General features: G+C 65.7%; 20 protein-coding genes. 10 read left to right on the top strand and 10 right to left on the bottom strand.

The features are described 5' to 3' along the window. Nucleotides 1–95: 95 nt before the first annotated feature. The 6 genes from rbsD to ACSFB7_RS21495 are packed head-to-tail and all read right to left on the bottom strand — an operon-like array spanning nucleotide 96 to nucleotide 6,209. Nucleotides 96–488: a D-ribose pyranase gene (rbsD, locus tag ACSFB7_RS21520; RefSeq protein WP_435473754.1), complete on the bottom strand. Its 393-nt coding sequence runs from the start codon at nucleotides 486–488 to the stop codon at nucleotides 96–98. Continuing rightward, nucleotides 485–1,468 (bottom strand): ribokinase, encoded by a 984-nt coding sequence (gene rbsK / locus ACSFB7_RS21515; protein WP_435473753.1) that lies wholly within the window; start codon nucleotides 1,466–1,468, stop codon nucleotides 485–487. The genes rbsD and rbsK overlap by 4 nt, the downstream gene beginning before the upstream one ends. Then, a complete protein-coding gene (locus ACSFB7_RS21510; protein ID WP_435473751.1) occupies nucleotides 1,465–2,583 on the bottom strand; it encodes a LacI family DNA-binding transcriptional regulator in 1,119 nt (372 codons plus the stop codon). Before ACSFB7_RS21510 ends, rbsK begins: the two co-directional genes overlap by 4 nt. A 51-nt stretch (nucleotides 2,584–2,634) precedes the next feature. Continuing rightward, nucleotides 2,635–3,618: an ABC transporter permease gene (locus tag ACSFB7_RS21505; RefSeq protein WP_435473749.1), complete on the bottom strand. Its 984-nt coding sequence runs from the start codon at nucleotides 3,616–3,618 to the stop codon at nucleotides 2,635–2,637. Beyond that, nucleotides 3,615–5,219 (bottom strand): sugar ABC transporter ATP-binding protein, encoded by a 1,605-nt coding sequence (locus tag ACSFB7_RS21500; RefSeq protein WP_435473747.1) that lies wholly within the window; start codon nucleotides 5,217–5,219, stop codon nucleotides 3,615–3,617. Before ACSFB7_RS21500 ends, ACSFB7_RS21505 begins: the two co-directional genes overlap by 4 nt. A gap of 36 nt (nucleotides 5,220–5,255) precedes the next feature. Continuing rightward, nucleotides 5,256–6,209 (bottom strand): sugar ABC transporter substrate-binding protein, encoded by a 954-nt coding sequence (locus ACSFB7_RS21495; RefSeq protein ID WP_187112277.1) that lies wholly within the window; start codon nucleotides 6,207–6,209, stop codon nucleotides 5,256–5,258. A gap of 203 nt (nucleotides 6,210–6,412) precedes the next feature. On the opposite strand from ACSFB7_RS21495, the gene ychF reads away from it, so the two are divergent. After that, nucleotides 6,413–7,504 (top strand): redox-regulated ATPase YchF, encoded by a 1,092-nt coding sequence (gene ychF, locus ACSFB7_RS21490; protein ID WP_116909484.1) that lies wholly within the window; start codon nucleotides 6,413–6,415, stop codon nucleotides 7,502–7,504. A gap of 178 nt (nucleotides 7,505–7,682) precedes the next feature. Continuing rightward, nucleotides 7,683–8,357, top strand: a complete 675-nt coding sequence (locus tag ACSFB7_RS21485) for a glutathione S-transferase (protein ID WP_435473744.1) — start codon at nucleotides 7,683–7,685, stop codon at nucleotides 8,355–8,357. A 10-nt stretch (nucleotides 8,358–8,367) separates the two neighbouring features. Here the strand turns inward: ACSFB7_RS21485 and ACSFB7_RS21480 are convergent, their stop codons facing one another. Then, complete coding sequence (locus tag ACSFB7_RS21480) at nucleotides 8,368–8,838, bottom strand: YqaA family protein (RefSeq protein ID WP_435473742.1); 471 nt, start codon at nucleotides 8,836–8,838, stop codon at nucleotides 8,368–8,370. 174 nt (nucleotides 8,839–9,012) lie between these two features. Here ACSFB7_RS21480 and dusB point away from each other — a divergent pair, with 174 nt between their 5' ends. From dusB to purH, 3 genes are read left to right on the top strand one after another with little or no spacing between them, the layout of a single operon-like run. Then, nucleotides 9,013–10,071, top strand: coding sequence for a tRNA dihydrouridine synthase DusB (dusB, locus tag ACSFB7_RS21475; protein ID WP_435473740.1), 1,059 nt, complete (start codon nucleotides 9,013–9,015; stop codon nucleotides 10,069–10,071). Nucleotides 10,072–10,088: 17 nt separating this feature from the next. Continuing rightward, the gene (locus ACSFB7_RS21470) at nucleotides 10,089–10,325 is read left to right on the top strand and encodes a Fis family transcriptional regulator (RefSeq protein WP_007838304.1); all 237 of its coding nucleotides are present in this window, start codon (nucleotides 10,089–10,091) and stop codon (nucleotides 10,323–10,325) included. A gap of 16 nt (nucleotides 10,326–10,341) precedes the next feature. Then, nucleotides 10,342–11,949, top strand: coding sequence for a bifunctional phosphoribosylaminoimidazolecarboxamide formyltransferase/IMP cyclohydrolase (gene purH / locus ACSFB7_RS21465; RefSeq protein WP_435473738.1), 1,608 nt, complete (start codon nucleotides 10,342–10,344; stop codon nucleotides 11,947–11,949). Between the two features lie 30 nt (nucleotides 11,950–11,979). Here the strand turns inward: purH and ACSFB7_RS21460 are convergent, their stop codons facing one another. The 3 genes from ACSFB7_RS21460 to thiD form a co-directional block, all read right to left on the bottom strand. Further along, nucleotides 11,980–12,459 carry a hypothetical protein gene (locus ACSFB7_RS21460; protein ID WP_435473736.1) on the bottom strand — a complete coding sequence of 160 codons (480 nt, stop codon included), beginning with the start codon at nucleotides 12,457–12,459 and terminating at the stop codon, nucleotides 11,980–11,982. A 3-nt stretch (nucleotides 12,460–12,462) separates the two neighbouring features. Then, nucleotides 12,463–13,749, bottom strand: a complete 1,287-nt coding sequence (gene hemL / locus ACSFB7_RS21455; protein ID WP_435473734.1) for a glutamate-1-semialdehyde 2,1-aminomutase — start codon at nucleotides 13,747–13,749, stop codon at nucleotides 12,463–12,465. Between the two features lie 359 nt (nucleotides 13,750–14,108). Next, complete coding sequence (thiD, locus tag ACSFB7_RS21450) at nucleotides 14,109–15,071, bottom strand: bifunctional hydroxymethylpyrimidine kinase/phosphomethylpyrimidine kinase (RefSeq protein ID WP_435473732.1); 963 nt, start codon at nucleotides 15,069–15,071, stop codon at nucleotides 14,109–14,111. 111 nt (nucleotides 15,072–15,182) lie between these two features. Here thiD and ACSFB7_RS21445 point away from each other — a divergent pair, with 111 nt between their 5' ends. The 5 genes from ACSFB7_RS21445 to ACSFB7_RS21425 all read left to right on the top strand — a co-directional run bounded on the left by ACSFB7_RS21445 (nucleotide 15,183) and on the right by ACSFB7_RS21425 (nucleotide 19,118). Continuing rightward, on the top strand, nucleotides 15,183–15,353 hold the full coding sequence (locus tag ACSFB7_RS21445) for a rubredoxin (protein WP_007838397.1): 171 nt from the start codon (nucleotides 15,183–15,185) through the stop codon (nucleotides 15,351–15,353). Between the two features lie 84 nt (nucleotides 15,354–15,437). After that, complete coding sequence (locus ACSFB7_RS21440; protein ID WP_021012487.1) at nucleotides 15,438–15,836, top strand: response regulator; 399 nt, start codon at nucleotides 15,438–15,440, stop codon at nucleotides 15,834–15,836. Next, nucleotides 15,836–16,201, top strand: a complete 366-nt coding sequence (locus tag ACSFB7_RS21435; protein ID WP_124458572.1) for a response regulator — start codon at nucleotides 15,836–15,838, stop codon at nucleotides 16,199–16,201. Before ACSFB7_RS21440 ends, ACSFB7_RS21435 begins: the two co-directional genes overlap by 1 nt. Before the next feature lie 19 nt (nucleotides 16,202–16,220). Beyond that, nucleotides 16,221–16,757: a chemotaxis protein CheW gene (locus tag ACSFB7_RS21430; protein ID WP_435473730.1), complete on the top strand. Its 537-nt coding sequence runs from the start codon at nucleotides 16,221–16,223 to the stop codon at nucleotides 16,755–16,757. Nucleotides 16,758–16,799: 42 nt separating this feature from the next. Beyond that, on the top strand, nucleotides 16,800–19,118 hold the full coding sequence (locus ACSFB7_RS21425; RefSeq protein WP_435473728.1) for a methyl-accepting chemotaxis protein: 2,319 nt from the start codon (nucleotides 16,800–16,802) through the stop codon (nucleotides 19,116–19,118). The last annotated feature ends 10 nt before the right edge of the window (nucleotides 19,119–19,128 follow it).

Raw genomic sequence — 19,128 nt, 5'->3', positions numbered from 1 at the left:
AAGGAGGAGCGAAGCGGGGGACATTCGCGAAAAAGAGCACCGTGTCGGCGGGAGCGTCGCCCCGAACGGTGCGCCCCAATACGAACCTCAGAGCCTCAGAAGCTCACACCCGCAACAAGAATGATGTTGGCGTAAGGCGTGCACTCGCCCGTGCGCACAATGGCGCGAGCCTTCGCACTGCGGCGCTTGAACTCCTCGTGCGACACGGTCTGTGGCGAGAGCCCGAGCGACTGCGGATACCAGTCCGGCAACTTCTTCGCATCGCCCAGTGCTTCGTCAGCCACCACGATGCTTTCCACCTGCATCTCCGACAGCACGGCCTTCAGCACGTCGGTGATCAGCGGCACGCCGCGCATGAGCGCCAGGTCGATGCGTCGTGGTCCATCGGGAATCGGCAGGCCGGCGTCGCCGATCACGAGCATGTCGCCATGGCCCATCGCGGCAATCACTTGGGAGAGTTCGGCGTGCAGCAGCGGGGAGCGTTTCACAGCGTGATCCAGTCGGGTGGCATGGGGCTGCGCAGCACGGCGTCGCGCTGCGGAATGGAGGGCTGGGCGCCAGGTTGCTGGATGCACAGCGCAGCGGCGCGGATGCCCAGGCGCACGGCCTCGTCGAAGGACTGGCCTTCGCCCAGCGCCACGGCGAGCGCGCCCAGGAAAGTGTCGCCGGCAGCTGTGGTGTCGACTGCCTGCACCTTCGGCGCGGGATGATGGCGCGCGCCATCTGCGTCGACTGCCACGGCCCCTCGCGCGCCGAGCGTGACGACCACGCGCGCGATGCCTTTGGCGCGCAGCGCCTGCCCTGCGACGGCCGCTTCCTGCGGGCTGTCGGCCGGCTGGCCGCACAGCGTCTGCGCTTCGATTTCGTTCACCACCAGCGTGTCGATCTGTGGCCACAGTGGTTCGGCAATGGCCTGCACCGGCGACGGGTTGAGCAACACCTTGCAGCCCGCACCGTGCGCCACGCCGATGGCACGCGCCATCTGGTCCATCGGCGTCTCGAACTGCGTCACGAGGAAGGCCGCGCCTTGCACCTGCTGGCGCAGGGCGGCCTCGTCGATCTCGACCTTCGCATTGGCGCCCTGAATCATCACGATGCGGTTCTGGCCGCTGTCCTCGACCAGGATCAGCGCGGTGCCTGTGGGCTCGCCTGCCACCGTGCGCAGCGCAGTGGTATCGATGCCGTCACGCTGGAGCGCATCGCGCAGCGCCGCACCGTGCGCGTCGTCGCCGACACAGCCGATCATTTGCACCTGCCCGCCTTCGCGCGCACAACTCACCGCCTGGTTGGCGCCCTTGCCGCCGGGAATGGTGGCGATCGAATGGCCCAGCAGGGTTTCACCCGCGGCCGGCGCGTGCGGCACGCGCAGCACCAGGTCCATGTTGAGGCTGCCGAGCACCACGATGCGCGGTGGGCGGCTGCCGGTAGTGGGGTTGCTGCTGTGGCTGGAAGAGGACTGCGGACTCACGGGGTGCGGGACTTTCGGGTTTCCGTTGAAGGCGTTGCGGCAGCGGCTGCCGCAGACGAAGCAGAAGCAGAAGAGGGCGCGATGGCTTCGCGAAAACTCGCATGCCGTGCCGTCGATGCGCGCACGCAAAGTTCGGGCTGCAGCACCACCTTGCGCGCGTCGCGGCGCTTGCCGCCCACGCGCTCCAGCAGCATGTCGACCGCCAGCGCGCCGATGCGCTCCTTGGGCTGCGCGACGGTGGTGAGCGGCGGGCTGGTGTAGGCCGAGAGCTCGATGCCGTCGAAGCCGACGATGGAGAGTTCGTCCGGCACGTGCACGCCGCCTTCATGCGCGGCACGCAGCGCGCCGATGGCCATCAGGTCGTTGCAGACGAACACGGCCGAGGGCTTTTCCTCGGTGCGCAGGATGGCGTGCATCGCTTCATAGCCGCCCTGGCTGGTGAAGCCGCCGCGCCACAGCAGCGCATCGGCGTTCGCAATGTCGGGTGTGGCGCCGGTCTCGGCCAGCGCCATGCGCCAGCCTTCGATGCGCTGCTCGCTCGGCATCACGCCCACCGGCCCGCCGATGCAGGCGATGCGCTTGTGGCCCAGCGACAGCAGGTGCCGCACCGCGAGCAGGCCGCCCTGCATGTGCGCGGTTTCCACCAGGTCGCAGGCCGGGTCGGCGATCTCGCGGTCGACCAGCACGGTCGGCACGCGCAGGCCGTGCAGTTGCCTGACCAGCGAGTCGTCGTCGCCCGCACCGGTCGACACCACGATCAGCCCGTCGATGCGGCGCTCGGCCAGCACCTGCAGGTAGACGCTCTGGCGATGGGGCTCGTCGTCGGTGTTGCACAACACCAGCGTGTAGCCGGCGCCGAAGCAGCGGTCTTCCACGATGCGCACGATCTCGGCGAAGTAGGGGTTGGAGCTGTTCGGAATCAGCATGCCCAGCGTCGACGTGGTGTTGCTCTTCAGGCTGCGTGCCATCGCATTGGGCACGTAGCCCAACTCGCGGATGGCGAGTTCCACGCGCTCGCGCACCTTGGCGCTCACATGGCGGGTGTCGTTGACCACGTGCGACACGGTGGTGACGGAAACGTCCGCCTTGAGTGCGACGTCCTTGATGGTGGCCATGGTGCTTGTCTGCTTCCGTTTCGGTTCGGTTCTGTTCTGTTCGATGAATCGTCAGGCCAGGCGGCGATCGGCCCGGCGCTGGCGCAGGGTGTCGATGATGACCGCCACCACGATCACGGCGCCGGTAATGATGCGTTTGCTCGGCTCGCTCGCGCCCACCTGCGCCAGCCCGGCTTCAAGCACCGCGATGATCAGCACGCCGAAGAAGGTGTTGACCACCGAACCGCGCCCGCCCATGAGGCTGGTGCCGCCGATGACCACGGCCGCGATCACCTGCAGCTCGATGCCGACGCCGGCATTCGGGTCGGCCGCTTCCAGCCGCGCCGACTGCATCAGCCCCGCGAGGCCCGCCAGCAGGCCGGTGACGGCGAACACGATGATGCGGATGGGGCGCGGGTCCACGCCCGCCAGGCGCATGGCTTCTTCGTTGGTGCCGATGCCCACGACGTGGCGGCCGAACACCGTGCGCGTGAGCACCATCTGCCCCACGACCACCAGCACCACGGCCAGCACGAAGGCGGCCGAGATGCCGCCGATCCACGGCGCGGCCAGGCCGGAGATGGCGTCGCCCACGTACTGCGTGCGCGAGTCGGTGACAAGGTAGGCGCCACCGCGAACCGCCTCGAGCATGCCCAGCGAGACGATGAAGCTCGGCAGCCGCCATGCGACCGACACCGCGCCCGTCACCGTGCCGCACACGAGTCCGGTGGCCAGGCCGAGCGCAGCGGCCAGCGGCACCGAGAGCTTCCATTCGAGGATCGCGGCGGCCGTCACGGCCGCGCTGAGTGCGAGCACCGAGCCGACCGACAGGTCGATGCCCGCGATGATCAGCACGAAGGTCATGCCGATGGCCATCACGGCCAGCGCGGGGATTTCATTGGCGATCGAGATGAAGGTCTCGCGCGTCAGGAAGTATTCGCTCATCGAGCCGAAGAGCGCGATCATGCCGACCAGCACGACCGTCAGGCCGAGGTAGGTGCCCAACTGGCCCTTGAGCGCGGAAGGCGAGGTGGATGTCGAGGCGGGTGCGGTCATGGTGTGTCTGCGGTGGCCGGGGTCGGCGCGGAGGAGATCGGGGCTGGCGTGAAGGGCGTGGCGGCGCGTCCTGTCGCATCGCTGAATGCGGCGGCCAGCAGCGATTGTTCGCTCCATTCGCCGCGCTCGAACACCGCGACCAGCCGGCCGGCGCTCATGACGCCGATGCGGTCGCACATGGCCATCAGCTCGCGCAGGTCGCTCGACACCATCAGCAGCGCCTTGCCGGCGTCGGTCATGCGGTCGAGTTCGGCATACAGGTCGGCGCGCGCGCCGACGTCCACGCCGCGTGTCGGCTCGTCGAGCAGCAGCACCTTGCATTCGCGGTGCAGCCAGCGTGCGAACACCACCTTCTGCTGGTTGCCGCCGCTCAGGGTGGCAACGGGTTGTTCGATGCTGCGCGAGCGGATGCGCAGCAGCTCCACCAGCCGCTGCGCGATGCCGCGTTCCTTGGCGCGCAGCAGCCAGCCAGCATGCGAGATCGCGCCCAGGTCGCTCAACGTCGCGTTGACGCGGATCGATTGGGTGAGCAGGAGGCCTTGCGACTTGCGGTCTTCCGTGACCAGGCCGATGCCGGCGCGGATGGCCTGCATCGGCGAGCGCCAGCCCTTGCGCACGTGCTGCACCGGCTGCGTGCCGCTCGCTGCGTCATAGAGGGAGATGTCACCGCGATCCGCACGGTCGGCGCCGAACAGCAGCCGCACCAGTTCGGTCCGGCCCGAGCCGACCAGTCCGGCCAGGCCCATGACTTCGCCGGCGCGCAGGTCGATGTCGACATCGCGCACCACCTGTGCCCGGCCCAGGCCGCGCGCACTCAGCAGCACCGGCCCGGCGACACGGCGGTCGCGCCCTTCGTGCTCGTGCACCTCGCGGCCCACCATGCGCTGCACCAGCTCGGATTCGCGCACGCCGGCCATGGCGCGCACGTCCACCAGCTTGCCGTCGCGCAGCACCGCCACGCGGTCGGCGATGCGCTGCAGTTCTTCGAGGCGGTGCGACACATAGACGATGGCCACGCCGCGCGCCTTCAGCAGTTCGATCTGCTCGAACAGGTGCGAGGTCTCGCGCGGGGTGAGCATGGCGGTGGGCTCGTCGAGCACCAGCACGCGCGTGTCGTCCTGCAGGTTGCGCGCGATCTCGACCATCTGCTGCTGGCCGATGCCCAGCCGCGCCACCGGCGTGGCGGGGTCGATGTTCTCCATGCCGATCTTGGCGAGTTGGCGCGCGGCCAGCTCGTGCAGTCTGGCCTTGCGTATCCAGCCGGTCTTGTTGGGCAGGCGGTCGAGCAGCAGGTTCTCGGCCACCGACAGCGTGGTGACCAGCCCCAGCTCCTGCATGACCATGCGCACGCCGAGCCGCTCGGCATCGCGGCGCGAGCCCGGCTGGAACGGCTTGCCGTCGAGCAGCATCTGGCCGCGCGTAGGCTGCACCAGGCCGCAGACGATCTTCGACAGCGTGCTCTTGCCGGCGCCGTTCTCGCCCGTGAGCGCGAGCACCTCGCCGGCATTGAGCAGGAGCGAGACGTCGTCGAGCACCGGCGCCGCATAGTCCTTGCCGAGCGCGCTCAGCGAGAGCACGGGCACGGCGGGACCGGAATTCATGGCGGGTGCTGCATTCAACGTCTTTGCTCTCTCGGTTTACTTGGAGTCTTTGGTGACCAGCACCACGTCGGTCTTCACTTCGGCGGGCATGGCCGACTGCGCCTTCTTGTCGGCGATGGCCTTCAGCGCGGTCTCGATGCCGAACACGGCCTGCTTGGCGGCGAACTGGTCGGCGGTGGCGAGCACGCGGCCGTCTTTCAGCATCGGCTTGATGGCGCCGATGTTGTCGTAGCCCACCACCAGCACCTTGCCGGTCTTGCCGGCGGCCTTGACCGCGGCGACCGCGCCCAGCGCCATGCTGTCGTTGCCGGCCAGCAGCGCCTTGAGGTCCGGGTGTTCGCGCAGCATGCCGGCAGCCACGGTGTTGCCCTTGTCGATTTCCCACTGGCCCGACTGCACGCCCACCACCGTCACGCCGGCCGCCTTCATGGCATCTTGATAGCCCAGCGTGCGCTGCTGCGCATTGAAGGTGGTCGACACGCCTTCGATGATGCCGACCTTGTCGCCCGACTTCAGGTCCTTGGCCAGCGCGTCGCCGACCAGCTTGGCGCCGGCGCGGTTGTCGGGGCCGACGAAGGGCACCTGGATGCCCTTTTCCTTGAGCGCGGCGGCATCGAGCTGGTTGTCGATGTTGACCACCAGGATGCCCTTGTCGATGGCCGCCTTGATCACCGGCACCAGCGCCTTCGAATCGGCGGGCGCGATGACCAGCGCGTTGATCTTCTGCGCCATCATCTGCTCGACCATCTTGATCTGGGCCGAGGTGTCGGTCTCGTCCTTGATGCCGTTGGCCACCAGCGTGTACTGCGAGGCGTTGGCCTTCTGGTGCGCCTTGGCGCCGTCTTCCATGGTGCGGAAGAACTCGTTGGCCAGCGACTTCATGACCAGCGCGACCTTCGGCTTGTCCTGGGCGAAGGCGGGCGATGCGGCAATCGCGCCCAGCAGCGTCAGTGCGGCAGCGCTTTGCAGGGTACGGCGGGTGAACTTCATGGTGTGTGTCTCCTGAGGTGGTTGAGCGGTACGCCGGTCTCTGGCCGGGGCTCCGATGTTAACCACCGGAAACGTTTGCGCAAACGTTTGCTAATCGGTGCTAACCCTGAGATTTCAGGGCTCTGAAAAGCGGCCCGAAGACCTCCCGGGCGGGGCTGAAACCTTGCTCGCCTAAAATCTCGGGTTACCCAAGAGGACCCCCCATGAGTTTGCAATGCGGCATCGTCGGCCTGCCCAACGTCGGTAAATCCACCCTTTTCAATGCGTTGACCAAGGCCGGCATCGCAGCGGAAAACTATCCGTTCTGCACCATCGAGCCCAATGTGGGCGTGGTGGAAGTGCCCGATCCCCGGCTCGCGCAACTGAGCGAGATCGTCAAGCCCGAGCGCGTGGTGCCCGCCATCGTCGAGTTCGTCGACATCGCCGGCCTCGTGGCCGGTGCCAGCACCGGTGAAGGCCTGGGCAACAAGTTCCTGGCCCACATCCGCGAGACCGATGCCACCGTCAACGTGGTGCGCTGCTTCGACGACGAGAACGTGATCCACGTGGCCGGCAAGGTCGACCCGATCTCCGACATCGAAGTGATCCAGACCGAACTCTGCCTGGCCGACCTGGCCACGGTCGAGAAGGCGCTGCACCGCCACACCAAGGTCGCCCGCTCGGGCGACAAGGACGCGCAGAAGCTCGTCGGTTTGCTCGAACGCTGCCAGGCCGCGCTGAACGAGAACACCCCGGTGCGCGCACTGGAGTTCACGAAGGAAGAGCAGCCGCTGGTCAAGTCGTTCACGCTCATCACGGCCAAGCCCGCGATGTTCGTCGGCAACGTGGCGGAAGACGGTTTTGAAAACAACCCGTACCTCGATCGCCTGCGCGAATACGCCGCCAAGCAGGGCGCGCCCGTGGTCGCCATCTGCGCCAAGATCGAAGCCGACCTGGCCGAGATGGACGACGAGGACAAGAAGATGTTCCTGGCCGAAATCGGCCAGGAAGAACCGGGCCTGAACCGCCTGATCCGCGCGGCCTTCAAGCTGCTGGGCCTGCAGACGTACTTCACCGCCGGCGTGAAGGAAGTGCGCGCCTGGACCATCCACATCGGCGACACCGGCCCGCAGGCCGCCGGCGTGATCCACGGCGACTTCGAGAAGGGCTACATCCGCGCCCAGACCATTGCGTTCGACGACTACATCGCGTTCAAGGGCGAGCAGGGCGCGAAGGACGCGGGGAAGATGCGTTCGGAAGGCAAGGAATATGTCGTGAAGGATGGCGACGTGATGAACTTCCTGTTCAGCTCATAACAGGCTCGCCCCCAGGCTGCGCGCACTTCGTGTCGCTGCGCCAACCCCCTACCGGGGGCAACACCTGAGGCCCGGCGAAGCTGGTTCCTCGGTGTTTCGCGAAAAGAAATCCGCGGGTTCTTTGGGGTGTTGTTGGGTAGACTCCGCGCGCCCCGAATTCTTCTCAAGGCCCGCCTCCATGCTCACCGTCCACCACCTCAACAACTCGCGCTCGCAGCGTGTGCTCTGGCTGCTCGAAGAACTCGAGCTGCCTTACGAGATCGTTCACTACCAGCGCGATCCGCAGACCATGTTGGCGCCCGCTTCGCTGCGGGCCGTGCATCCGCTGGGCAAGTCACCGGTGGTAACGACGGATGACGGCATCACGCTCGCGGAATCGGGCGCGATTGTCGAGACGCTGATCGAGCGCTACGGCAACGGCCGCCTGGCGCCTGCGGCCGGCACGCCGGACGCGATCCGCTATCGCTACTGGCTGCACTTTGCCGAAGGCACGGCCATGTCGCCGCTGCTGCTGAAGCTGGTGTTCGACCGGATCGAGACGAGCAAGATGCCTTTTTTCGCGAAGCCGGTCGCCAAGGCGATCGCTGCGAAGGCCAAGTCGGCGTTCATCCTCCCGAACATCGCGAGCCATCTGAACTTCATGGAGGCAGAGCTTGGCAAGAGCGAGTGGTTCGCCGGCGATGCGTTCACGGGCGCGGACATCCAGATGAGCTTTCCGGTCGAGGCCTCGCAGGCGCGCGGCGGGCTCGATGCCAAGCGGCCCAAGCTGATGGCCTACCTGGAGCGCATCCACGCGCGTCCTGCGTACAAGCGCGCGCTGGAACGCGGCGGCCCTTACGGCCTGTTGAGCTGACGCTTCGGCGTCAGGGCGGGAACACGTAGAGCAGCGCGACCGTCATGGTCACGTAGCGCAGGAATTTCCCGATCGCCATGTAGGCCACGCAGGGCCAGAACGGCAGCTTGAGCCAGCCCGCCACCGCGCACAGCGGATCGCCCACGATGGGCAGCCAGCTCAGCAGGCAGGCCTTCGGCCCCAGGCGTTCGAGCCAGCCGAGCACGCGCACATGGTGTTTCGAGTGCGCGTACTTGTCGGCCACCTTGTGGGCGGCGTAGCCCATCCACCAATCGACCGCACCCCCCAGCGTGTTGCCGACGGTCGCCACCGCGATGGCTTGCCAGAACAGGTCGGGGTTGAGCTTGAGCAGGCCGAACAGAATGGGTTCGGAGCCCACCGGCAACAGGGTCGCGGAGATGAACGCTGCGACGAACAGGGTCGAAAGACCGTACTGCGGCAGCGCCAGCAGTGCCATGAGGGAGTCGAGCCAGGCTTGCATAGAGTCGGCGCAGTATAGGCAGCGCTCACGTCGCAACCACGTGGGAGAAAGCCCCGCGAACTACTGGTGTTTACGCCTGTGCCAAAGGCGCAAATCGTTTCAGTCGCTGAAATGCAGGGTGGCTACAATCGTGCCTCATTTTTCAGCAGCCGAGCTCGCACCGCTTCCTTCCAAATGACCTTGCAGATCGGCACCCACACGCTGGAAAACCGCCTGTTCGTCGCGCCCATGGCCGGCGTGACGGACCGGCCCTTCCGCATGCTGTGCCGCGAACTCGGGGCCGGCTACGCGGTCAGCGAAATGGTCACCTCGCGCAAGGAACTGTGGGGCACGCTCAAGACTTCGCGCCGCGCCAACCACGACGGCGAGCCGGGCCCCATTGCCGTGCAGATCGCCGGCACCGATGCGGCCATGATGGCCGAGGCCACGGTCTACAACATCGAGCGTGGCGCGCAGATCATCGACATCAACATGGGCTGCCCGGCCAAGAAGGTCTGCAACAAGTGGGCCGGTTCGGCGCTGATGCGCGACGAGCCGCTGGCGCTTGAAATCGTGCAGGCCGTGGTCGATGCCGCGCAGCCGTACAACGTGCCGGTCACGCTCAAGATGCGCACCGGCTGGAGCGAAGACAACCGCAACGCGGTGAAGCTTGCGCGCGATTTCGAATCGGCCGGCGTGCAGATGCTCACGGTGCACGGACGCACGCGCGAGCAGGGCTACAAGGGCCACGCCGAGTACGACACCATCGCCGCAGTGAAGGCGGCAGTGCGCGTGCCGGTGGTGGCCAACGGCGACATCCGCTCGCCCGAGAAAGCACGCGATGTGCTCGCGGCCACCGGCGCCGATGCGGTGATGGTCGGCCGTGCCGCGCAAGGCCGCCCCTGGATCTTTCGCGAGATCGCGCACTTCCTGGAAACCGGCGAGCACCGCGCGCCGCCGCTGGTGGCGGAAGTGCGGCGCTTGCTGCTCGACCACCTGGTGGAGCACTATGCGCTGTACGGCGACTACAGCGGCGTGCGCACCGCGCGCAAGCACATCGGCTGGTACGTGCGCACATTGCCCGACGGCGAAGCGTTCCGCGGGCGGATGAACACCATCGAGGACTGCGGCGAGCAACTGCGCGCCGTCGGCGACTATTTCGACGGGCTTGCGGACCGTATGGACCGCATGCCTGCACACCAGGCAGACGAAGATCTGTCCGGTGAAGAGGAGGCGGCCTGCGCCGTCGATTGAGAAGAAGAGAAGAAGCAATGAGCAAGAAACACATCGAGGACTGCGTGCGCACCAGTCTTGACAGCTACTTTCGCGATCTGCGCGGCACCGAACCCGACGGCATGTACGAGATGCTCGTGCGCGTGGTCGAAAAACCTTTGCTCGACGTCGTCATGACGCGCGCGGAGGGCAACCAATCCAAAGCCGCGCAATGGTTGGGCCTGAATCGCAACACCCTTCGCAAGAAGCTGGTCGAGCACAAACTTTTGAAATAACTCCACGGCATACCCCATGGCCCAGACTGCACTCATCTCCGTCTCCGACAAAACCGGCATCCTTGAATTCGCCCAGGCGCTGCATGCGCTGGGCATCAAGCTGCTGTCCACCGGCGGCACCGCCAAGCTGCTGGCCGACGCCGGCCTGCCAGTGACCGAAGTCGCCGACCACACCGGCTTTCCTGAAATGCTCGATGGACGCGTGAAGACGCTGCACCCGAAGATCCACGGCGGCCTGCTCGCGCGCCGCGACCTGCCCGCGCACGTGGCCGCCATCAAGGAACACGGCATCGACACCATCGACCTGCTGATCGTCAATCTCTATCCGTTCGAAGCGACCGTGGCCAAGCCCGGCTGCACGCTCGAAGACGCGATCGAGAACATCGACATTGGCGGCCCGGCCATGGTGCGCAGCGCGGCCAAGAACTGGAAAGACGTGGGCGTGCTGACCGACGCCTCGCAATACGCCGTGGCGCTCGCCGAGCTGAAGGCCGACGGCAAGCTCAGCGACAAGACCAAGTTCGCGTTCTCGGTGGCTGCGTTCAACCGCATCGCCGACTACGACGGCGCCATCAGCGACTACCTCTCGGCCATCGACTTCGACGCCAGCATCGGCCAGCCCGCGCCCAAGCGCTCGCTGTTCCCGGCGCAAAGCAACGGCCGCTTCGTGAAGGTGCAGGACCTGCGCTACGGCGAGAACCCGCACCAGCAAGCCGCGTTCTACCGCGACCTGTATCCGGCGCCCGGCTCGCTCGTGTCGGCCAAGCAACTGCAGGGCAAGGAGCTGAGCTACAACAACATCGCCGATGCGGACGCCGCATGGGAATGCGTCAAGAGCTTCGACGTGCCGGCCTGTGTGATCGTCAAGCACGCCAACCCCTGCGGCGTGGCCGTGGGCAAGGACGCGGCCGAGGCTTACAGCAAGGCCTTCAAGACCGACCCGACCTCGGCCTTCGGCGGCATCATCGCCTTCAATCGCCCGGTCGACGGCGCGACTGCGCAAGAGATCGCCAAGCAGTTCGTCGAAGTGCTGATGGCGCCGGGCTACACGCCCGAAGCGCTCGAAGTCTTCCAAGCGACCAAGGCCAAGCTCAATGTGCGCGTGCTCGAGATCGCACTGCCCAAGGGCGGCGCGAGCGACTGGGACAACGGCCGCAATGCAATGGACGTCAAGCGCGTCGGCTCGGGCCTGCTGATCCAGACCGCCGACAACCATGAGTTGGCAGCCAGCGACCTCAAGGTGGTCAGCAAGAAGCAGCCCACGCCGCAGCAACTGCAAGACCTGCTGTTCGCATGGAAAGTCGCGAAGTACGTCAAGAGCAACGCCATCGTGTTCTGTGCCGATGGCATGACCATGGGTGTTGGCGCAGGCCAGATGAGCCGCCTCGACTCGGCGCGCATCGCGAGCATCAAGGCCGAGCATGCCGGCCTGTCGCTGAAGAACACCGCAGTGGCGAGCGACGCCTTCTTCCCGTTCCGCGATGGCCTCGACGTGGTGGTGGATGCGGGCGCGAGCTGCGTCATCCAGCCGGGTGGCTCGATGCGCGATCAGGAAGTGATCGATGCCGCCGACGAGCGCGGCGTCGTGATGGTGTTGTCAGGCGTTCGCCACTTCCGCCACTGAACGGCGCAACGCAAGGTTCGGTGGCCGCGTTTACTCGTGGTTGCCGAACCGGTACTTGATTTGGAAGGTGAGGGCGCCGTACAGCCGGTTCTTGATCGTCGGCACGTACGCGATGTTCAGGCCCCAGTTCTTGCCTTCGATGGCCGCCGTCGGAATGATGGCGGGGAACCAGTTGCCGTTGCGGTAGTTCGGGTAGCCGTCGAAGCCGCCCACCACCGCACCGAACTTCACGCCGTAGAACTCGAAGGGCAGCACATACAGGCCGACGTAGTTCGATTGCTTGCGGTCGCTGTTGTGGAAGGTGCCGGCCGTGATGCGGTAGGTGTCGCTCAGCGGGTACTCGAAGCCCAGCCCCTGGTTGACGTTCTCCAGCCCCTTGCCGCTGTCGAAGTGCGCCGAATAGAAGCCCGGGTTGACCCAGATGTTCTTCGGCTCGAAGGCGGACTGCGCAAGCGCCAGGCCGGGTAGAAAAAGAGCACTCAATACCGGCAGCAGGCGCAGGGCGTTCATGGACTAAGGTGTTTTGAAAATCTCTCGTGCCGCTTCTATGGTGGCTGCGATATCTTCCTCCCCGTGCGCTGCGCTCACGAAGCCAGCTTCATAAAGCGCCGGGGCAATATACACGCCGCGATCGAGCAAACCATGAAACAACGCATTGAATTTCGCGTTGTCGGTTGTCATCACGGTGGCATAGTTTTGCGGCAGATCTTTCATGAGGAAAAAGCCGAACATGCCGCCTTCGCTGTCGGCGTTGAAGGGCTGGCCTTCCGCTGCTGCAGCGGCCTTCAGGCCCTCGACCAGCGAACGCGTTTTCTTGCCCAGCGCTTCATAGAAACCGGGCTTGGCAATTTCCTTCAGCGTTGCCAGGCCGCAAGCAGTGGCCACCGGATTGCCCGAGAGCGTGCCCGCCTGGTAGACCGGGCCCAGCGGCGCGAGCTGTTCCATGATCGCGCGCGGGCCGCCGAAGGCCGCCAGCGGCATGCCGCCGCCGATGACCTTGCCCAGCACCGTGAGGTCGGGCTTGATGCCCAGCACGCCTTGCGCACCGTGCAGGCCGACGCGAAAGCCGGTCATCACTTCATCGAACACCAGCAGCGCGCCATGCTTGGTGCACAGCTCACGGCAGCGTTGGGCGAACTCGGGCGTGGCGCGCACGAAGTTCATGTTGCCGGCGATGGCTTCGATCATCAGGCAGGCGATGTCGTTGCCGTGTAGCGCGAAGGCTTCGTCGAGCTGCTGCAGGTTGTTGTACTCGAGCACGATCGTGTGCTGCACCACCTCGGGCGGCACGCCGGCCGAGGTCGGATTGCCGAAGGTGGCGAGGCCGGAGCCGGCTTTCACCAGCAGCGCGTCGGCGTGACCGTGGTAGCAGCCTTCGAACTTGATGATGCTCTTGCGGCCGGTGGCACCGCGCGCAAGGCGCAATGCGCTCATGGCGGCTTCGGTGCCGGAGCTGACGAGCCGCACCATTTCCATCGAGGGCACCAGCGCGAGGATGGCTTCGGCCAGCTCGATCTCGCGCTCGGTGGGCGCGCCGTACGAGAAACCTTCGAGCACGGCCTTCTGCACCGCCTCGACCACGGCGGGATGGCCGTGGCCCAGGATCATCGGACCCCAGGAACCGATGTAGTCGATGTAGCGCTTGTCGTTGGCGTCCCAGAAGTAGGCACCCTGGGCACGCTGGATGAAGCGGGGCGTGCCGCCGACGGCCTTGAAGGCGCGCACGGGCGAGTTCACGCCGCCGGGGATGACGGCGCGGGCGCGCTCGAAAAGAATGTCGTTGCGGTCAGTGTTTGGCATCGAGGTTTTGGGGAAGTTTTTTGTGGAAAGGGGCGGTGTTCTTTTTTGGGGGCTTCTTGTTCAGGGCGAGTGCGAATGACACCAGGAGCTCCCCTCCGCGAATGTCCCCCGCTTCGCTCCTCCTTTATTTCGCTGCGGGGAGCACCTGGTGTCATTCGCACAAGGGCACGCTCTGCGTTTGCGGCCGTTCAACCGGTGCTCTGAGCGCTCACGTCGATACGGGGCTCTTTTTCGCGAAATAAAGGAGGAGCGAAGCGGGGGACATTCGCGAAAAAGAGCACCGTGTCGGCGTGAGCGTCGCCCTGAACAGAACGGTAGCCTCCCGAACCAGGGCAACGCATCAAGCCCGAGGCCCCATCCTAATGACGGGTGTCGTGAGGAGGCAAGGCGAAATCGGGCGTGGCGTCGGGGTCGTCATCGTCCTCTTCGTCTTCCGGCTCGGCCCAGAACAGGCGGTCGGGCAACACGTGGCCCATGCCGGGGCGAAAGCCCGCGTCCAGGCAGCGGTCCATGTAGGCCAGCGCTTCGGTCGTGGCGGCAACGAGGTCGGTGCCGCTCGCGAGCAGCGCGGCCAGGGCGGCCGACAGGGTGTCACCGGCGCCGGCGAAGATGGCTTCGAGCCGTTCGTACTTCTCGCTGGTGAGCACCGACTGCGGCGAGGCCAGCACGTTGTCGATGAACTGGTCGGGCAACACCATGCCGGTGACCAGCGTGTAGGGCACGCCGAACTCGCCGGCCGCCTTCGCGATGTCGCGCGCGCCGGGCGGCCGCTCGCCGCTCCAGTCGGGAAGCAACCAGCGCCACAAGGTGCTGTGGTTGCCAACCAACACCGTGGTCTGCGGCAGTACCAGTTCGCGGAAGGCGTCCAGATAGCCTTCGATCAGGTTCTCGTCCCACCACGACAGGTTGGGCATGTAGGCCACCAGGGGCACCTCGGGATAGTCGGAGGCGGTCTCGGCGATGGTGCTCAGCGCCTCGGGCGAGCCGACAAAGCCCACCTTGATCAACTGGACTTCGACGTCTTCCAGGATGGCGCGCGCCTGCTCGGCGATGGCTTCCTCGTCGAAGGGAAAGTGGTCGAATATCTCGGCCGTGTCCCGGGCGTAGGCGCCAGTGACCACGGGCAGCACGTGCGCCCCCACCGACGCCATGGCCAGCGCGTCGGCGCCCAGGCCCCCGGCCCCGCTCGGATCGCTGGCGTTGAACACCAGCACGCAGGGGGGATTCAGGTCGCGCTCGGCCACCTCCTCGGCGTCCTGCGAGGGGTCGTTAAGATCGCCCGGTTTGCGGGCGTTACCTGCTGGAAGTAAGTAGATGGTCATACGCCGGGCTGAATCCCCTGGATGGTGGCATAGGCGCGACGTTTACGGTCGGCCAGTGAGATACGCATAGATACACTCGTTGCATTTAATGAACAAGGACTTTAAGCTCCGATGAATACGAAAACTTGGATGTGCCTGATTTGTGGGTGGATCTATGACGAAGCGGTTGGTGTACCAGAAGACGGCATCGCGGCAGGCACGGCCTGGGCCGATGTGCCGATGAACTGGACCTGTCCTGAGTGCGGTGCACGCAAGGAAGACTTCGAAATGGTTGAAATCTGAAAGCATGGCATAGATAGAGCTACGCGGTCTGCGTCGGTGTTCGGCGCGGCGGGCTTCCAAGTCTCATGAGCAGGAGCGTTTGCAATGGGCCCGAATGGATCAGGTTACAAGGTGCTCGTCATCGACGACAGCAACACCATCCGGCGCAGTGCCGAGATATTTCTGAAGCAGGGTGGGCACGAGGTTCTTCTGGCGGAAGACGGATTCGACGCGCTCTCCAAGGTTAACGACCACAAGCCGCATCTGATTTTCTGCGACATCCTGATGCCGCGTCTCGACGGCTATCAGACCTGCGCCATCATCAAGCGCAATGCCCATTTCTCCAACGTTCCGGTCGTCATGCTGTCGTCGAAAGACGGTGTATTCGACAAGGCGCGCGGCCGCATGGTCGGCTCCCAAGACTACCTGACCAAGCCTTTCACCAAAGACCAACTGCTGCAGGCCGTGCAGCAGTTTGGCATCGTTCAACAGGAAGTGCAGTAATGCCTATTCGAAAAATCCTCGTCGTCGACGACTCCAAGACTGAATTGGTGTTCTTGACCGACCTCCTCCAGAAAAACGGCTTTGCCGTGAAGACCGCCGAAAACGCCGACGACGCCATGCGCCGCCTCGAGGAAGATCATCCCGATCTGATCCTCATGGACGTCGTCATGCCCGGCCAGAACGGCTTTCAGCTCACGCGCGCCATTGCCCGCGATCCGCAGTACGCCGCGATCCCGATCATCCTGTGCACGAGCAAGAACCAGGAAACCGATCGCGTCTGGGGCATGCGCCAGGGCGCGCGCGACTACATCGTCAAGCCGGTCAACGCGGCCGAGCTGATGTCCAAGATCAGCGCGCTGGCCTGAACCAGGGCCAGCCGAGTCCATGGCGAATCGCGATGCTCTGAGAGCCTTCCAGTCCCGGCTGGCGAGCCGTCTGCAGGCTGCGCGCACGACCGGCGTGGCCGCGACGTGGCTGGCGGTCGAGGCGGGCGAGGGCAAGTACCTCTTTCCGCTCGGGCATGCCGGCGAGATCTTTCCCTGGACGCCGCCACAGCCCGTGCCCTACACGGAGCCGTGGTTCCTCGGCGTGGCCAACCTGCGCGGCGGCCTCTATGGCGTGGTGCAGCTGTCGGCGTTCGCCGCGGGCGCATCGGGCGGCGCAGCAGCCGCCACCGAGGCGACGCGCATCCAGTCGCGGCTCGTTGCTTTCAACGAGCTGCTCGAAGTCAACTGCGCATTGCTGGTCGATCGACTGGCGGGGTTGCGGGGCGCGGAGGCCTTCACGGCTTCCGAGGCTCCGGGCGCAGAAGCACCTGCCTGGCACGGGCATCTGTACACCGACGCGACAGGGGAGTGCTGGCAGGAAGTCAACCTGCAGGCGCTTTCGCAGCAACCCCAGTTTTTGAGTATTGGTGCGTAGTGCCTCGGCACGCCGTACCGGCAACCACCTGAAGGACCGACCGTGAGCTCGATCGCCGACAAGTTCAAGAAATTACTGCCCGTGAGCAACGGGAACGACAAGGCCCGCGTCGACGGCTCCGGTTCGATATCGCTCGACGATGTCGATACGGTTCAGGTTCCGGACGAGAAAACCGTGCGGCTGGCAAAGAGCGCAAGCGCTTCCGCCGCGTCTGCCGACACCGGCTTCGGCGACCCGTCCCCGCTGGGCGTCGGCGATGCCGCCAACGAGCCGGGCGCCATGTCGCTCGACGCCGAACCGCAGACCGGGGGCGGCCGCATCGGCGCGAACCCCGCGCGCCAGCAGCGCATCCTGGCCATCATGCTGGCCGTCGTGGTGTTGCTGCTGCTGCTGGTGGCCGGCTCCGCCATTCTTCGCGCGGAACGCCTGGCGCAACAGGTGGCCGCCACCGGCCAGTCGCTGATGCAGTCGCAGCGTCTGGCCAAGTCGATCTCGCAGGCCCTCGTCGGCAGCGCCTCGGCGTTCGTCGAAGTGAAGGACAGCGCCGACGACCTCTCGCGCCGCGTGTCGGGCCTGACCAACGGCGACGATGCCCTGCGCCTCGAACGCGTGGGCAACCAGTACGACGAGGAGATGAACAAGATCAATCCTCTCGTTGCACGCGCCGATGCCAGCGCCAAGGCCGTGCTGGCCCAGCGCCAGATCCTGACCCAGGTGGGTGCCGCCTTGCGCGACATCAACCAGCAGTCGTCCACGCTGCTCGAAATGACGGAAACCGTCGCGTCGCTGAAGATGCAGCAGAACGCCACGTTGCCTGAAATCTCGGCCGCCGGCCAGCTCGTGATGCTGACGCAGCGCATCGGCAAGTCGACCAACGAGTTCTTCACCGTCGAGGGTGTGAACCCCGACGCCGTGTTCCTGCTCGGCAAGGACTTGAACACCTTCCAGGAAACCACCCGTGGCCTGCTGGACGGCAATGCGCAGCAGCGCTTCCCGGGCTCGAAAGACCCGCAGACCCGCCAGCAGCTCGAAGCCATCCTGAAGACCTACGAGCAGATGCGCACGCAGGCTTCGGCCATTCTGGGCAACCTGCAGGGCCTGGTGGCAGCGCGTGAAGCGCAGGCTTCCATCCTGACCGACAGCGAGCCGCTGCGTAAGTCGCTGGGCGACCTGCAGGACAAGCTGTCCGCCCGCACCGGCCTGGGCGCCGGCACCATCGTGCTGCTGTTCGTGCTGTCGCTGGCCGCCCTGGCACTGGCTGGCGCCATCGGTTTCGTGCAGGTGCGCGAAGGCCGTGAACGTGCCGCCAACGCTGAACGCGAACGTCTGGCTGCGGAGCAGACTTCGGAAGAAGCGGGCCGCGTCAACAACGCCAACCAGGCCGCCATTCTTCGGCTGATGAACGAACTGCAGACAGTGGCCGAAGGCGACCTGACGCAGGAAGCCACCGTGACCGAGGACATCACCGGCGCCATTGCCGACTCGGTGAACTACACGGTGGAAGAACTGCGCCTGCTGGTGGGCAACGTGCAGAACACGGCAACGCGCGTGGCGCAGACGACGTCGCAGGTGGAAAGCACCTCGACCGAACTGCTCGCCGCCTCGACTGAACAGCTTCGCGAAATTCGCGAAACCGGCCAGTCGGTGCTGACCATGGCCGAGCGAATCAACGGCGTGTCCATGCAAGCGCAAGAGTCCGCCACGGTGGCGCGCCAGTCGCTGCAAGCCGCGTCCTCGGGTCTGCAGGCCGTGCAGAACGCCATCGGCGGTATGAACTCCATCCGTGACCAGATCCAGGAAACCTCCAAGCGGATCAAGCGCCTGGGTGAATCGTCGCAGGAGATTGGCGAAATCACCGAGCTGATCTCGGACATTACCGAACAGACGAACGTGCTGGCGCTGAACGCCGCCATTCAGGCCGCATCGGCCGGTGAAGCCGGTCGAGGCTTCTCGGTGGTGGCGGAAGAAGTGCAGCGGCTGGCTGAACGCTCCGCGGACGCCACGCGCCAGATTTCGGCGCTGGTGAAGGCCATTCAGACCGACACCCAGGATGCCGTGGGCGCCATGGAGCGCTCCACGCAGGGTGTGGTCGAAGGGGCCAAGCTGTCCGACAACGCGGGTACCGCGCTGACCGAGATTGACCGCGTGTCGCGCCGACTGGCCGACCTGATCGAGCAGATTTCGCAATCCGCCTCCCGCGAAGCCGATTCGGCCAACGTGGTGGCCGCGAACATCCAGCACATTTTTGCGGTGACCGAGCAGACCGGAGAAGGTACGCGGACCACGGCCCAGCAGGTGCGCGAACTGTCGCAGATGGCTGAAGAACTGCGCCGCTCGGTAGCCCGTTTCAAGATTGCCTGACAAAAGATAA

The sequence above is a fragment of the Variovorax raffinosi genome (genome assembly GCF_051216615.1).
Taxonomy (GTDB): domain Bacteria; phylum Pseudomonadota; class Gammaproteobacteria; order Burkholderiales; family Burkholderiaceae_C; genus Variovorax.
This window is presented reverse-complemented; position numbering and strand designations above follow the sequence as displayed.